The sequence below is a fragment of the Maricaulis sp. MIT060901 genome, assembly GCF_047123815.1.
Lineage (GTDB): Bacteria > Pseudomonadota > Alphaproteobacteria > Caulobacterales > Maricaulaceae > Maricaulis.
In genome coordinates, this window is the sequence record NZ_CP138920.1 from 2570132 (window position 1) to 2585504 (window position 15373).

General features: G+C 61.2%; 14 protein-coding genes. 7 read left to right on the forward strand and 7 right to left on the reverse strand.

The genetic code is table 11. The features are described from left to right. The first annotated feature begins 69 nt into the window (after positions 1 to 69). The 5 genes from SIC17_RS12610 (at position 70) to SIC17_RS12630 (ending at position 4946) form a co-directional block, all read left to right on the forward strand. Positions 70 to 936, forward strand: a complete 867-nt coding sequence (locus tag SIC17_RS12610; protein WP_412545582.1) for a DUF1295 domain-containing protein — start codon at positions 70 to 72, stop codon at positions 934 to 936. Positions 937 to 1281: 345 nt separating this feature from the next. Continuing rightward, positions 1282 to 1464 (forward strand): hypothetical protein, encoded by a 183-nt coding sequence (locus SIC17_RS12615; RefSeq protein ID WP_291892456.1) that lies wholly within the window; start codon positions 1282 to 1284, stop codon positions 1462 to 1464. 123 nt (positions 1465 to 1587) lie between these two features. Continuing rightward, positions 1588 to 2685 carry a hypothetical protein gene (locus SIC17_RS12620; protein ID WP_412545583.1) on the forward strand — a complete coding sequence of 366 codons (1098 nt, stop codon included), beginning with the start codon at positions 1588 to 1590 and terminating at the stop codon, positions 2683 to 2685. Positions 2686 to 2773: 88 nt separating this feature from the next. Beyond that, positions 2774 to 3079, forward strand: coding sequence for an STAS domain-containing protein (locus SIC17_RS12625; RefSeq protein ID WP_291892459.1), 306 nt, complete (start codon positions 2774 to 2776; stop codon positions 3077 to 3079). Between the two features lie 28 nt (positions 3080 to 3107). Further along, positions 3108 to 4946 carry an ATP-binding protein gene (locus SIC17_RS12630; RefSeq protein ID WP_412545584.1) on the forward strand — a complete coding sequence of 613 codons (1839 nt, stop codon included), beginning with the start codon at positions 3108 to 3110 and terminating at the stop codon, positions 4944 to 4946. Here the strand turns inward: SIC17_RS12630 and SIC17_RS12635 are convergent. Together SIC17_RS12635 and SIC17_RS12640 are read right to left on the reverse strand one after the other, a co-directional pair. After that, positions 4943 to 6493: an acetolactate synthase large subunit gene (locus SIC17_RS12635; protein WP_412545585.1), complete on the reverse strand. Its 1551-nt coding sequence runs from the start codon at positions 6491 to 6493 to the stop codon at positions 4943 to 4945. The two genes, SIC17_RS12630 and SIC17_RS12635, sit on opposite strands and share 4 nt — an antisense overlap. 12 nt (positions 6494 to 6505) lie before the next feature. Beyond that, positions 6506 to 7684, reverse strand: coding sequence for an alpha-hydroxy acid oxidase (locus SIC17_RS12640; protein WP_412545586.1), 1179 nt, complete (start codon positions 7682 to 7684; stop codon positions 6506 to 6508). Between the two features lie 208 nt (positions 7685 to 7892). Between SIC17_RS12640 and SIC17_RS12645 the strand changes: the two genes are divergently transcribed. After that, positions 7893 to 8507 (forward strand): hypothetical protein, encoded by a 615-nt coding sequence (locus tag SIC17_RS12645; RefSeq protein ID WP_412545587.1) that lies wholly within the window; start codon positions 7893 to 7895, stop codon positions 8505 to 8507. A 35-nt stretch (positions 8508 to 8542) separates the two neighbouring features. Here SIC17_RS12645 and SIC17_RS12650 read toward each other — a convergent pair whose 3' ends face one another. The 4 genes from SIC17_RS12650 to SIC17_RS12665 are packed head-to-tail and all read right to left on the reverse strand — an operon-like array spanning position 8543 to position 13298. Beyond that, positions 8543 to 9451, reverse strand: coding sequence for an efflux RND transporter permease subunit (locus SIC17_RS12650; protein ID WP_412546929.1), 909 nt, complete (start codon positions 9449 to 9451; stop codon positions 8543 to 8545). Continuing rightward, complete coding sequence (locus tag SIC17_RS12655; protein ID WP_412545588.1) at positions 9381 to 11657, reverse strand: efflux RND transporter permease subunit; 2277 nt, start codon at positions 11655 to 11657, stop codon at positions 9381 to 9383. Before SIC17_RS12655 ends, SIC17_RS12650 begins: the two co-directional genes overlap by 71 nt. Positions 11658 to 11667: 10 nt before the next feature. Then, positions 11668 to 12744 carry an efflux RND transporter periplasmic adaptor subunit gene (locus SIC17_RS12660; protein WP_291892467.1) on the reverse strand — a complete coding sequence of 359 codons (1077 nt, stop codon included), beginning with the start codon at positions 12742 to 12744 and terminating at the stop codon, positions 11668 to 11670. Continuing rightward, positions 12741 to 13298: a TetR/AcrR family transcriptional regulator gene (locus SIC17_RS12665; protein ID WP_412545589.1), complete on the reverse strand. Its 558-nt coding sequence runs from the start codon at positions 13296 to 13298 to the stop codon at positions 12741 to 12743. Before SIC17_RS12665 ends, SIC17_RS12660 begins: the two co-directional genes overlap by 4 nt. Positions 13299 to 13523: 225 nt before the next feature. Here SIC17_RS12665 and SIC17_RS12670 point away from each other — a divergent pair, with 225 nt between their 5' ends. Continuing rightward, positions 13524 to 14411 carry a S1/P1 nuclease gene (locus SIC17_RS12670; protein ID WP_412545590.1) on the forward strand — a complete coding sequence of 296 codons (888 nt, stop codon included), beginning with the start codon at positions 13524 to 13526 and terminating at the stop codon, positions 14409 to 14411. Positions 14412 to 14415: 4 nt separating this feature from the next. Here SIC17_RS12670 and SIC17_RS12675 read toward each other — a convergent pair whose 3' ends face one another. Then, positions 14416 to 15315, reverse strand: a complete 900-nt coding sequence (locus tag SIC17_RS12675; RefSeq protein WP_412545591.1) for an SIMPL domain-containing protein — start codon at positions 15313 to 15315, stop codon at positions 14416 to 14418. Positions 15316 to 15373: the final 58 nt, after the last annotated feature.

Genomic DNA, 15373 nt, shown 5'->3' on the forward strand with positions numbered 1-15373 from the left:
TGTCCCGGCACGCATGCAATCTGGGCCCTGGATCTGCGGTGGCGCAGACCTAGTACAAGGCAGGTTATGATGAAGTCTATTCGTGCAGCATTCGTGGTTCTGGTCGTGTCAGCGATCGGTCTGGGCGTCGCCTTTCTTGCCGGGCAAGGGGATGAGCGTGTCTTCGGGCACTCGGTGATCCTGGCCTGCGCTCTGGTGGCGTTTGGCGTGAACTGGCTGGTCTTCATCCCCTCGGCAGTGGCGCGCACAGAGCGCTACTACGATCTGACGGGGGCGATCACCTATCTCAGCGTGATCGGGGTCGCCGCTGTGCTGGCCCAGCCCTTGGACCTGCGTGCGGCCGTTGCCGCGGGGCTGGTGGCGGTCTGGGCCATCCGGCTCGGCAGTTTCCTCTTTATGCGTATCAGCAAGGACGGGCATGATCGGCGTTTCGACCAGATCAAGACCAATCCCCTGCGTTTTCTCGTCACCTGGACCCTGCAGGGGCTGTGGGTGACGTTGACCGCGGCCTGCGCCTTGATGATCATTTCCAGCGAGACGCGTCTAGACCCGGATCCGTTTTTCTTTGTGGGGCTTGCCCTCTGGGGGCTTGGTTTCGGCATCGAAGTCATTGCCGACACACAGAAGAGCGCATTCCGCAAGGACCCGGAAAATGCCGGTAAATTCATCACCGGTGGCCTGTGGTCCTGGTCGCGCCATCCCAACTATGTGGGTGAGATCGTCCTCTGGCTCGGCATGGCTGTGATAGCCGTTCCGGTCCTCAGCGGTTGGCAATGGGTTGCCCTGATCTCCCCGCTGTTTGTCTATCTCTTGCTCAATCGCGTCAGCGGCGTGCCCCTGCTGGAAAAACGCGCCAGCGAGAAATGGGGCGAAGATCCGGCCTACCAGGCCTATTGCGAGAAGACACCGGTGCTTTTCCCGTTCGGGGCAAAGTAGCCAGCGTCCCTGTTGTCATTGACATCCGGATTTGTGTATTGAGGCGCTTGCCTCTCATTATGTTATAATGTAACAACGCATGCATCGAATGAATTCGGGTTCCAGCGGTATCGTCTTCGCCTGAACCTGTAAGGATGCACGAAGTTCGCCTCCACGATCTTCTGCAAACCGGCCTGCCCGTCGCGGTGCTCAAAGCTACTTGTTCCCTTCAGCTAGAGTGTTTGCGGCGGGCAGGATCGGATCATCCGTTCGTCACTTCCAGCGTGGTCTTCGCACCAATGTGAACCCCTGCGCGTTGACCTGCCCGCCGGACTCGCGATGCTCGCTCGCAGGACGGAGGACTTCATGAAATTTGTGAGTGGTGTAATCCTGGCTGCGGCGAGCAGCGGGGCAGTTTGGGCGCAGTGCGAGAGCGATATTTCGGTTAAAGTCGAGCGTCTGGCGCTGAACGACTGGCAGGTCAGCTATCGATTTGACCGAGATTTTGACCGGTTTGCCTTCATGCGTACAGGGGATGATTACCGTTAGGCGCGCTGGCAGGTCGCCACGTCCGGTGTCACTCTGGAGCGGGTAGAGGATGTCGACTATCTGATCGCGGAAATGCCGGTTGAGACTGTGACAGTCCGCTTTAGCTCGCTTGATCATCCCACGGTGTATGACAATCAGTCATTCCTCAATCTCGGTGGTGACAGCATCGGCATCTACACGGGCCAGTTACAGCTTCGACCGGTGTGTGGCGGGGAAGTCGGGGAGGGGGATCCGGTGCCACCCTACCACCGGTTTGCCTTCATCTCTCATCTCGACGAACCGGTACTTGTCCACGGTCAGCCAAGCTATCCCGATGATCAACATGCATTCAACGAACTGCTCGGCGCCTATGCCATGTACGGGGCGATGCCTGTAGAGGTTGGATCCGGCACGCGCATTGTGGTCTCCGATACGCTGCCCGAGCGCATGCCGTCAGTTATCGTACATGCACTGGAAGGGTCCCTGGAGACGCTGGCTGGCTCGTTCGAGCATCGTCTCGAGACTCCGCCTGTCCTGATGCTGGTCGAGCGTGCGGATGTGGGCAGTGGCATCGCGTTTCGCACCGGGGTGCTGGACAACCAGATCGCCGTGGAGATCGGCGGAGACCAACTGTTCAGCGATGATCCGGACATGATGCGGCGCGTTGACCAGTTTGTCTCGCGTTTGATGGTGCATGAAGCGGTGCATTTGTGGAATGGCGGAGTGGTCACCAATTCAGAAGTGCTGGAATCCTGGATGCATGAAGGCAGCGCGGACCTGTTGAGCTGGCTTTCGTTGTTGGAGCAAGGGCTGATTGACCAGGCCTATCTGGAGGGGCGGATGACGCTGGCCTTCAATCAGTGCGCTTCGGACCTGGAAAACGGCCCCTTGGTCGAGGCGCTCTCGCGTGGTCGTTACGACACCTATTACGGCTGCGGAGCGCTGATGAACCTGGTTGTTGGGCATGCTGTGGATGTTGAGGACATGTCCCGTGGGTTGTTTGGTTTCTGGGCCGAGCTGATCCGGCGCGGGCTGGCCAATGAGGGGCAATCCTATTCTACCCGAGAATATTTCGAGCTGATGGATGAAGCGGGCGTTCCGGCATCCATTCGCGCGTGGATGGACAGAGTTCGGCTGGAGTCATTGGAAAACCCGGCAGAGGTGCTTTCTGGCCCACTGGAAACCGCCGGCTGGCGGGTTGAGAACAGTGAGGACGGTTACCGGCTGACCCTGACGCAGTAGTTCTGGCAGGATTTGCGCCTTGCTCCGCCCTGTCAGGCTTGAAAACATGCCTTGAGGGATTCGTTCCGGACCCGGGAGAGGGTAAAGCATGCAATTTTCTATCACGCCGTCCACGGACGCCTTGGTGATCGCGCTGACGGGGACATTCCGCTTTGATGATCACGAGCTGTTCAAGGGCGTTCTCAAGGCCATCGACAATTTCGACGGCAAGGGAATCACGATCGACCTGGCGGGCACCGCGGCCCTCGATTCAGCAGGAGTGGGCATGCTCCTTCTGGCTCATGAACGCGCCAAGAAACAAAACAAGGTAGTCGCGCTGCGCGGGGCACAAGGCTCCGTCCAACAGGTTCTTGATGTCACCAAGATCGACAAGGTCGTGACTGTGCTGCGCTAGGCCGTACCGCAGGAATTAAAAATTAAGCATGTTCATTTACGTTGCTTGGCGCAATCGGGAGGATGACGTGTTCTGGACTGGCGTTGACAGATTTGCAGGTGTTGAGACAAGCCAGGCGCCGGAACTGGCGCGGCGAATCCGTATCGCTGCAGCCTTTGCGCTTGTGCTTGCCTGCACGGCCTTCATCAACTCCATTATTCTAACGGTGACAGGGCAAGGGCGCCCTGGCATGGCCGAGCTTGGACTGGCTTCCGGTGTGTTGTCAGTCATCATTGGTTTGTCCGGAATTCGTCTGCGTCGGCCCAATCTGACCATTGGTTTTATCCTCCTGATCACGATGCTGGTTTTTGTCGCGACAGCGTGGGGAAACCGAGGCGGTTTCCCGCCGGCTGCCGCCTACGTACCGGGCATTGTGCTGGGCGCTTATATCGCCTGGGGCTGGCGTGCCGCCGTTGGCGCGATCCTGCCGGTCGGGATATTCTACGGGCTTGTCCTGAAATGGGGTGCGGAATTCCGCGGTACAGAGCTGCAATATGATGCCAGTTTCATGCTGCCGGCACTGGTGATCGCCGCGATCATGGCCAGCGTCTGGATCGTGTTTTTCGGCTCCCTGATCCGCCAATCCTCTACAGAAAGTGCCCGGGCGTTGGAAGAGAAGAACGAAGCGCTTCAGGAGGCGCTGGACCGGGCCGAGGCGGCGAACCGTGCCAAGTCGGAATTCCTCGCCAATATGGGTCACGAGATCCGCACGCCACTCAATGGCGTTCTGGGCATGACGCGTGTCATGCTGCATGAAGGCGCGCCGGACAGCGAGGCCCGCAAACGCCTCGAACTGGTCAATGCGTCAGGCGAGAACCTGCTGGAATTGCTCAATGACGTGCTCGACCTGTCGGAGATCGAAGCAGGTGGGCTGCGGTTCGAGGAGCGCAGCTTCAACCTGTCCGATTTGCTCAAGGCTACCTGCGAGCCGTGGCGGACCCAGGCGGAGGAGAAGGGGCTGAAATTCGTGCTGGATGTCGAGCGGATTGAATACCCCGTTCTAAGGGGCGATGTCGTGCGCCTGCGTCAGGTACTCAATAACCTGTTGTCCAACGCGCTGAAATTCACCCATCGCGGGTCCATTACATTCGCTGTCGACCAGCGCGAGATGGCGGATGGTCATATCGAAACCTGGCTTGATGTCGAGGATACCGGTGTTGGTATTCCCTCAGACAAACAGGCGCGGATTTTCGAGGCGTTCAGCCAGGTCGACACATCCATCAAGCGCCAGTACGGCGGTACCGGGCTGGGCCTGGCGATTTGCGACAAGCTGGTCAATGCGATGGGTGGAAAAATCCATCTGCGCAGCGCCATCGGCCAGGGGACGAGTTTCAAGGTCTCCCTGCAGAACCGCCCCGCCGCAGTGACCGAGCTCGCCGGCACGCCGAGCGAGGAAACTCCGGTTGTTATCCGGGAGGGGTTCCGCCTCTTGCTGGTCGATGATGTGGCGACCAATCAGCTGGTGTTGCGCGCCATGGTCCAGAATGCGGTTGAGGCCGACGACATGGTCATCGAGGTCGCTTCAGGCGGCCGGGAGGCCATCAACATGGCTTCGCTCAATGCGTTCGACATGATCCTGATGGACATCCAGATGCCAGAGATGGACGGGGTCACCGCCATGAAATGCATCCACGAAGTCCCGTCCTGCGCCCATACCCGCATCGTGGCCGTAACCGCGCTGGCGTCCGACGAGCACGAACAGCAGCTGCGGGCAGCCGGTTTCTCTGACTATCTCGCAAAGCCGGTTGGTATTGACGGCCTGTGTCAGGTTTTCCGCCGCATGGTCGAGGACGAGACTGTCAGGCGGACGGCCGCCGCGGCCGGCTAGATTTCCGCCACGATGGTCTGAGGGCCGCCGGCCTTGAGGGCGCGCACCAGGGCTTCATCAAACTCGCCGGCCGTCCGGGCGGTTTGAGCGGGAACGCCAAAGCCTTCGGAGATCTTCACCCAGTCCATTTTCGGATTGTCCAGCGACAGCATTTGCTGGGCCGCGGGTCCCGGTTCGCCGGCGCCGACACGTGCCAACTCGAAATTCAGCACCAGGTAGGAGTGGTTGGCGAAGACGACATTGATGACGTTGAGGTTTTCGCGGGCCTGGGTCCACAGGGCCTGCAATGTGTAGGCGGCGGCACCATCTCCGCAGAGGGCGAAGATCTGCTGATCCGGGCAGGCGAGAGCTGCGCCCACGGCCTGGGGCATGCCGGAGCCCAGTGATCCGCCCGTGAGGCATAGCCAGTCATGGCGTGGGCCGGAGGTCAGCCAGGGAAAGATACCCATGCCCGAGGTGGTGGCATCATCACAGATCACGCTGTCCTCGGGCATGTGGCGCATCAGCGAGATACCGACAAATCCCGGGTTGAGTTCGGCTTCCGGGAAGAGTTTGGGGGCCTGCGCCTTCTTCGGAACAACCGGGCGGGCTGGCGCGCCGAAACGATCCGCGAGTGCTGAGAGCGCTGCGACGGTGTCACCCTCAGGGCCACCGAGCGGAACGACCGGAACGCCTTCCGGCGCAAACTCGCTGCGCTCGCCTGGATAAGCGAAAAAGGCGACAGGGGCCTTGGTGCCGGCGACGATCAACAGGTCGGCGTCTTTGAGTTCCTCCATCGCCTCGGCACCGAGATAACTCAGGCGTTTTGGCGCAATCCGGCCGTGGCCGCGCGCGATGCGGGCTATGAATGTATCCATGAAGAGTTTGGCGCCGGTGGCTTCGGCCAGGCGTCCGGCGGCCTCCAACCCGTCATCCAGACAGGCGTTGGAGCCGAGCAGGATGTGCGGGTTCTCGGCATTCTTGAGCGCCTCCTCGGCCGCATCGATGAGGATCGCGTCCACGGGCTGAAGCCCGGGCATCTCCTGGCTCTCGATGACGTCCGGTTCTGCATCCGACCAGGCGCAATCTGCCGGCAGGACGAGGCTGGCTACTCCGGGCTCGGGGCCATAGGACTGGCGCACGGCCTCCACGGCCAGGGTGGACAGTTCGCCAGGAGAGGTGACCTGCCCGACCCAGCGCGACATGGGGGCGACAACCCCGTCGATATCACTGGTCAGCGGCGCATCATGTTCCAGGTGATACTGGGCATGATCCCCGACGATATTCACCACTGGCGCGTGTGCACGGCGAGCATTGTGCAGATTGGCCAGGCCGTTGGCTGCGCCCGGTCCGAGATGCAGCAGAGTCGCCGCGGGTCTTCCCGACATGCGCGCATAACCGTCTGCGGCACCCGTCGCCACGCCTTCAAAAAGACACAGGACAGACTTCATGCCGTCCACACGATCCAGCGCTGCCACCATGTGCATTTCCGAGGTGCCCGGATTGGTGAAACAGGTATCGACGCCCTGGTTGATCAGGGTGCGCACAAGGCTTTCGGCTGCAAACATCGGAGCGCTCCTTTACGGGCGGCGGATAAAGTCTGGTGTGAGATCTGAGAGTTTGGCGACGCCGGTCAAGGCCATGTCGCGTTCCAGGCTGGTCATCAGGAAGTCCAGCGCACGGGTGACGCCGGCTTCACCGGCCGCGCCGAGCCCGTAGAGATAGGGCCGCCCGACCGCCACCGCTGTGGCGCCCAGGGCGATTGCCTTGATCATATCCGTCCCGCGCCGCACGCCGCCATCCAGAATGATGTCCGCCTGGCCGCGAACAGCCGCGACGATCTCCGGCAGCGTGTCGATGGTTGCGGGCGAGGTGTCCAGCTGGCGTCCACCGTGATTGGAGATCCAGACCGCATCGGCGCCAGCGTCCAGACAACGGCGTGCATCATCGGCGCGGCATATGCCCTTGATGGCGAACGGTCCGCCCCAGACCTCTTTCATCCATCGGGCGTCCTCCCAGGTGACCGTGCGGTCGAACTGGGAGTTCAGGAATTCGATAATCCCCATGCCGCCGGTGTCCATGTCGGCCCAGTTGGCAGCGGCGATCTCGGGCGAGGTCAGCATGTCCGTCAGATAGCCCGGCCGGGCGAGCACCTGGCTGACCGTCCTGGCATTGATCTTTGGCGGGATGGTGAAAGCGTTGACATGATCGCGTTCGCGATTGCCAGCCACCGGGACATCGACCGTCAGGATAACGCCGGTAAAACCCGCGGCCCGGGCACGCTCGAGGGCCTTTTCCACGATGGCCCGGTCCTTCCAGACATAGACCTGGAACCATTTCGGCCCGTCGGTCAGCTCGGCCACGCGTTCGATCGTGGTCGAGCCGAGGGTGGAGAGGCAGTAGATCAGCCCGGCTTTCCGGGCGGCGCGCGCAACCGCGCTCTCACCGCCCTTGGGATGGAAGAGGCGCTGGGCGGCCGTCGGTGTCACCACGATGGGGGCCGCGCTGTCAGCGCCCATCACCGAGGTGCGCATGTCGATCTCGGAGACATCGACCAGCGTCTTGAAATTCAGCTTGTAGTCGGCATAGCGCCCGGGATTGTCCCGCAGCGTGACCTCGTCATCCGCTCCGCCATCAATATAGTCGAACACCATGCGCGGCAGTCGCTTGCGCGCCAGCTCTCGCAAATCGCTGATATTGTGAGCAGAAGAGAGGGACCCCATGGCGGTGAAGTTCGCCCGTGGAAGGGTGCGGGTCAAGCACTGAGTCCTCGGGCGTTCACAGGCCGATTTGACCACGAAGCGTGTTGCCTCGCTTGGACAGAGGGCTATCGACCATGGGCATTCGTGGTGAAGACATCGTTGTCAGTCGGTTTGAGTTCTGTTCTAACGCTGGCGTTCGGTCGTTGAACTGGCAGGGGAAGCCGGTCGACGACCTGACGGATCCGGGGGGAAATCATGTTTGTAAGTGTGTTTGCGTCAATCATCGCTCTGTGGGCGGGCGGGTATCGAGCAGGGCTGGGTTGAATCAGAGCCATCCCGTGTCGGTTGGGAAGAGGGGCGCGATGTTGGTCGATACGCGGGTGACTGGATTGATGTCTGGAGCTATGCCGCCGAAGACCGATGGCGTCTTCGCGAAATCTCGAATGAGCATGTGAACTGGTATCTTTACACATCACCATCCGGGCGAACGAGCGATCGGGTCAGAGGTACTGTGTCACCGACAGGCGCGGGCGATTCCTGTGAAGTGTTCCAATTCTACATGAAACCTCCGCGCCACTGGTACTACTCGGGCGGCGAGGTGCGAGCCACGGTTCACAGGACCGGGATGTTCGATTGTAATCGGGGGGTGGAGGTCTCCTCCTTTCAAGTTATCGCGTTTGACCCGGACCAGCCTGAGGTGGCGTGCCTGGTCGCCGATCTGGACGGCGAATTGCTGGACACACCGCTGCAGCGGGCGCAGCAGATTGCCGAGGAATTTGCGGTCGACTGGAATTGTGCGACCGACGAAACAATCTTTTTCGGCAATGAGCAGCAATCAAGCCTCGACGAGATTCTCGACGCTCGCAGGACGGCCCGGTAGTCCCGGGGAAACATTCGTTCGAGCGGAGGCTGAAACTATTCAGCCTCCACCGCTTCCACCGGTCGCTCCGCCCGGACCCCGAAAAACAGCGCATAGATCGTCGGGACGGCGATCATGGTCAGGATCGTCGCGAAGGCGAGGCCGCCGATAATGGTCACCGCCATGGCCTGGAAGAAGGCGTCGAACAACAGCGGTGTCATGCCCAGGATGGTGGTTGAAGCGGCCAGCAGGACCGGGCGCAAGCGGCTGACTGAGCCGTCGCGCACAGCGTCGACCGGCACCGCGCCCTCGCGGATACGGGCATCGATTTCATCCACGAGCACAATGGCATTCTTGATCAGCATGCCGGACAGCGACAGCAGGCCCAGCAAGGCCGTGAAGCTGAAAGCGACATTGGTCAGCAGCAGGCCGATGACCACGCCGTTCACAGACATGGGCACGATGGACCAGATGATCAGTGGCTGACGCACCTTGGCGAAGAGCATGAAGGAAATGGTCAGCATCACCACCAGGGTGAACGGCAGGGTGCCGCCCAGGGATTCGTTCGCTTGCGCGGAACTCTCGTATTCGCCGCCCCATTCCAGTGAATAGCCAGGCGGGATGTCCATCGCCTCGATGATCGGGCGGAAGCGGGCGAAACCTTCCATGGCCGTCTCATGCGGGTGCGGGTTGGCGCGGACAGAAATGGTGCGGACCCGGTCACGGCGCTGGATGAGGGCGTCCTCGGCCACGAGATCGAAACGCGAGACGACCTGGTTCATCGGCACATAGGTCTGTTGCGAGGAGCTCCAGACCAGACGGTCGAAGAGATCATCCACATCGGCACGCTCATTGAGCGGTGCGCGGGCGATGATCGGGATCAGGTCCTCACCTTCACGGAAGACGCCGACCTGGGCGCCATCGGTCGCGAATACCAGGGCGTTGGCGATGTTTTCGCGGGTGATGCCGGCTGTGCGGGCGCGTTCCCTCGATCACCTGGGGCCGGAAGGTCGTCGTGCGATTGCGCCAGTTGGTGCGGATATCGAGAACATCACCCTCGGCATGCAGGCGCGCCATAGCTTCCTCGGAAAGGGCGCGCAAAACATTGGCGTCCGGACCGGAGAAACGGGCTTCCAGCTTGGCGCCGCCGGGCGGTCCAAAGACAATCCGGTCGGCCCTGATGGAGACGTCGGGATAAGTGTCCCGCACGTGCGTAAGGATACGCTCGGCCAGTGGCGGGATGCTGTCCAGGTCGGCCGTTTGCACGATGATCTGGCCATAGGACGCGCTGGGTTGTTCCGCGTTGTAGGTCAGCATGAAACGCGTGGCGCCAGCACCGACAAAACTGTCAAACTGTTCGGTTTCCGGCTGTTCGGCAATGAAGCTGCCGACTTCGCGGATGGTCTGGTCGACGGTCAGGATGTCGGCGCCTTCGGGGTGCTCGATATTGACGAAGAACATCGGCGCATTGGTTTCCGGGAAGAAGGAATTTCGCACCGAGCCAAACCCGACATAACAGGCCAGGGTGACGATCAGCAGACTGCCCAGGACCACCCAGCGTCGCTGCAGCGCCTGACTGAGCAGGCCGCGATAGAAGGTGTACATGCCCCCGGCATAGACCGAGGCCTCGTCCTGGTCTTCTGCTGCCTTGGCAAGCGCCTGCTGGCGCTGGCTTTCAAACAGATGGAAGCCGACCATGGGCACAACGGTGACGGCGAGTACCCAGCTGAGCAGCAGGGAAATGGCGATGACGGCGAAGAGCGAGAAGAGAAACTCGCCGGTGGAATCCGGGGAGAGGCCAATGCCGGCGAAGGCCATGATGCCGATGACGGTGGCGCCCAGCAGCGGCCATTGCGTCGACTTCACGGCATCTTCGGCCGCTGCGAGGCGAGGTTTGCCCCGTAACACCCCCGTCAGCATGCCCTCGGTCACCACGATGGCGTTATCGACCAGCATGCCCATGGCAATGATCAGCGCGCCCAGGGAGATGCGTTCCATCTCCAGCGACATCATGTTCATGAAGAAAAGCGTGCCGGCGACCGTCAGGAAAAGCACCGTGCCTACGGTCAGGCCCGCGCGCCAGCCCATGAAGATACACAGCACGCCGACCACGATAGCGACCGACATCAACAGATTGACCAGGAAGTCATTGATCGCGTTGTCGACAACGAGGTGCTGCTGATAGATCGGGTGCAGCTCGATACCCAGCGGCAGATCGGCTTCCAGCTCGGCGAGGCGCGCTTCCACCGCATTGCCGACATCCACGATATTGGCGGTGGTCTGGCCGGCGATACCCAGTGTAAAGGCGCGGGTATTGTTGTGGTAGATGATATTGTCAGGACGGTCCTGGCTGGAACGGGTGATCGTCGCGATGTCGGACAGGCGGATCGTCTCCGATGTATTGCCGGGCGTGATCAGGATATTGTTGATCGCATCCACACCGGACAGGGTCTGCGGGATGTCCAGCCGGATATACCGACCGCCCAGCGGCGTTGACCCGGAGACGACTACGGTGTTCTCGCGACCGATAGCCTGCAGCAAGCTCTCATAGGACAGGCCGAGCTGGGCCAGATTGTCCTGGGGGATGTCGATATAGATGCGTTCATCCGGCTCGCCGTCGACCGAGACCTTGGCAACTCCGTCCACCACCAGCATTTCGCGTCGTAGTGTGCGCGCGATTTCCCGGATCATGTCGTCGGAAAAACCCTCAGCCGTAACAGCGTAGAAAATGCCGTAAGTGTCGCCGAAATCATCATAGACACGCGGGTTGGCAGCGCCTGGTGGCAGCATGGGTACGGTGTCGCGGATACGGGCCCGCAGCTTGGTCCACACGTCCGGCAGGTCGGCACTGTCGATCGTATCGTCGATTGTAATCTGGATTTCCGACATGCCGGGCGAGCTCTCCGAGTGGATCTCGGAGACTTCGGCCAATTGCTGGATGGCGATTTCCAGGCGTTCGGTGACTTCCTGTTCGACCTCCTGCGCATTGGCGCCGGGATAGGGCGTGAAGACGATGGCCTGTTTGATCGTGAAGGCCGGATCCTCCAGGCGGCCGACATTGAAAAAGCCGTGCATGCCACCCAGCACACAGAAGAGAATGACGATCCAGGTCAGGACCGGTTTCTCGATGGAGAGGCGCGCCAGGGACATGGCGGACGTGTTCTCGCTCATGATGTCGCTCTTATTGCGTGCGGCCGAAACGGGCCTGGTCATCGATCGGACGGACGGTCATGCCTTCCACCAGCGCATTGACGCCCGCCGTGACGATCTGCTCGCCTTCGGACAGCCCGGCCAGGATGGTCACGCTGTCACCGTGCACGCCGTTGGTTTCAACAGCACGACGTTCGACGTGATCCTCGGCAAATACCCAAACGAATGGCGAGCCGTCCGGGGCGTAGCCGATGGCGCGGATGGGCACGAGAATCTCGGCTTCGCCGCCATTGTCACGGTCAAACTCGGCCCACACGGTTGCGGTCATACCCGGCAGGATATTGGCAGGCAGATTGGCCGGCAGCGCCAGGATGGCGTGATACGTCTGGGACGCATTGTCTGGCTCGGCCACCATTTCGCGAAACTCCAGCGGGAAGGTCTGGTCCGGCAGGAAGGGGAAAGCCGCGCGGACAGAGATCACGTCGTCCGCATTCAGCGTGGCGACCATGTCTTCGGAGACGGGGATGTTGAGACGTAGTTCCGAAACATCCTGGATGCGCGCCACCGGCTGCCCGGGAGAAACGACGGTGAAGGTATCGACCAGGCGACGGCTGACAAGCCCGTCAAACGGCGCGGTCAGCGTAGCGTATTCGAGATTGCGGCTGGCGGTTTCCAGCGCCACCGAGCGCAGATCATATTGGGTCTGGGCACTGTCGAGTGCTGCCTGTGAAGCGATGCCGCGCTCGTGCAGTGTCTGCTGACGTTCCAGGTCCGTGCGAGCTTGTTGCAGCTGGACTCGCGCCTCGCGCTCGGCGCGGCGGAAATCCTCCAGGTCCAGCTGGGCGATGAGGTCGCCCGCTGCGATTTGCTGGCCTTCGGCGAGGGGCAGTTCAGCCAGTTGGCCGCCGACCTGGAAGGCGATATCGACCGAGATGCGCGCTTCGACGCGTCCGACGAATTCGAACCGGCTTTGCGGGCTGGTGGTCTCAACCGTCTGCACGAGAACCCGGCGTGCCGGAGCCTCTTCGGTTTCCACAGGTTGGGAGCAGGCCGCCAGCAGGGCAAGCGGCGCGAGCAGGGATATCAGCGTCGTGCGGGGGGAGGTCACGCATACATCTCCGTCATCATCTGGATAAGTCGGGACTGGACGGCTTCACGCTGGGCGTCGTCGACATAGTGAAGTCCGAGCAGGTCGGAAAAGTGCAGGCCGTCCATCGCCAGGAAGGCGATGAGGCCCAGGATCGGGTCGGGGGCGGGCGAGACGGCGTCAGCGACAATCTTCTCGATATAGTCACGGGCGCTGTCGAGGAGTTCTGGTTGTTCTGCCGAGGCGGCCAGGAGGGCAGAGCTGACATTGGTGTCCGGCTTGCGATGGTGAACCATCGCCGAGATGATCGCCGGCAGGATCGGTGCGGCCTGGTCCTCGGCCTCGCTGCGGGCGCCATCGATCTTGACAGTTATGCCTTCCACCATGCGATCGACCATTGCCGCCAGCAGGGCGGTCTTGTTCGGGAAGTGATAGAGCACACCGCCCTTGGAATAGCCGCTTTCCACCACAACAGCGTCGATGGTCAGTCTGGATGAGCCATCACGGCCCACCACCGTTTCGGCGGCGTCGAGAATGGCTTCACGTGTATTCGGCTTGTTTTCGGTCGGTGGCATCAGCTTACTCATTGTTGTTGCAATGCACATAAACCGTCCAGACGGTACAGTCAAGACCGTCCAGACGGTACAGTGGCTGGATTGGCGTCATTTCACGGAGAATTCATGCGATTTTCAATTTCAGCGCGAATTCAGTGGGCTGACACAAATCCCGGTTGGTGGAGGCGCGCGGCGTGACGGCCTAGGGAGAGGGGCATTGCGAGCCCCTTTCAGACGAGATCTGCCATGTCCTTTTTTCGCGTTTTGCTTTCTGCCGGTGTCGTCGCGAACCTGGCCCCGACCGCTCCGGCCATGGCTTACGGCCGTGATGGGCATCGTCTGGTCTGTGACATGGCCTATCGCTTCCTGCAGCCGCAAGCGCGCGCCGAGGTCGATCGTCTGATCGCGCTGGACCCGCAGTTTGATCACTTCCGTGATGTCTGCAGCTGGGCAGACCAGGTCCGCAGCTCCACACATCTGCGCACGGCGCCCTTCCACTATACGGGGCAGGAACGCGACGACCCGATCGTTGATGCGGAAGACTGTGCCTTCAATGGCTGCATCACCTCTGCCATCGAACTACATGCCCGCGAGCTGGTCGATGAGGACAATTCGGATGAGGAGCGCCTTGAGGCGCTGAAATTCCTTGCCCACTGGATCGGCGATATCCACCAGCCCCTGCATGTCTCCATCAATGGCGATCGTGGCGGCAATGATATCCCGGTGATCTGGCGTGGTGAGCGTCACACCAATCTCCACCGGGTCTGGGACAGCGAGATCATCCTGGACTATATGGGCGAAACCTGGCCCTGGGCGCCGGCGTCGGAACGGGTGAATTACTTTGCTGACGAGCTGGCCGCGGAAATCCCACTGACCGGTTCGGAAATCTACACCACGGTCGATCCGATCGCCTGGGCGCAGGAGAGCCACAATATCGTGCGTTCCCGCGATTTTGCCTACTACTGGGCCAATGCCGAGAACACGATTGAGCCGGGTGATGCCTACTACGAGCGCGGCCTGCGCATCTCCCGCCAACAGCTCAAGCTCGCTAGCGTTCGCCTGGCGGGCGTGCTTAACGGCCTGCTCGACAGCCCGGCTGAGGGTGTCGGCGGTTTCGAGACGGCGCTCGACTAGGGCACTATTCGACGGCGTAGATGGCGCAGACGCGCGCCGTCATGCGGTGCGGATCAAAGTCCGATGCGACTGTGAACGCTTCTGCGGCTTCGACAATATTGTCTACGCTGATTGAACCCGTCGCCAAGCTGCTGTCGGTCAGGTCGAGTTCGCTGACTGCCTCATATGCCGTGCGACGAATTCTACTGCCGGTAACAACGATGCGGTCCGACGCATCGCTTCTCAAAGCATCCTGTCCCGGAGCGCCGTAAACCTGTCCCAGGCAGGATTGCGTTCCTTCACGCAGGACCAGGAGGCTGCCGAGTTGATCCCCGCTGGTTTGTGCAACGATCTCTGCGCGGGCCTGTGCGTCAGCAACAGCGGCAGCAAAGACGGTTCGCTGCAGCTCTACTCCGGCGTCCAGGAAGAAGCGGACGCTGCCTGCTTCCGATGGCCCCAATGCGAGTGCTGCGCCGCGCAAGGTCGCGACCCCTTCAAGGTCCGAGCTTTCCACATCGATACTGGCTATCGCGACGTAACCGATGAGCGCATTTGGATGGATGTTCTCCTCCACGGCCTCTTCGAACTCGGACACCTGGATCCGAACCTGCTCATAGAACGGCTCTACATCGATGGACGTGGTAATGCGCACCGCGTCTTCACCGATCTCACGCATGGCTTCCACCGCCAAATTGGCACGAGTAATCGCAAGTGCGTTCGCTTCCGCAGCGGTGGCAGCCTGGGCCCGGTAGGAGACGCCGAACTCTGCGCGATTTGGCAGGACTTCAATGCTCGCCCGGCCGATCGCCTCGATGGATTGTTCACGTGCCCAGATCGGAGCGCTCGGGTCCGATGTGGTCTCGAACTGGCAAGCCGTGAGGCAGAAGGCGGCGCCGGAAAGCGCCAGGGCCTGCATGAAATTCATCGGATTTCCCCCTTAAACCGGACCCGCCAAGCTATGCACCCAAAAGCTGTCGCCGCAA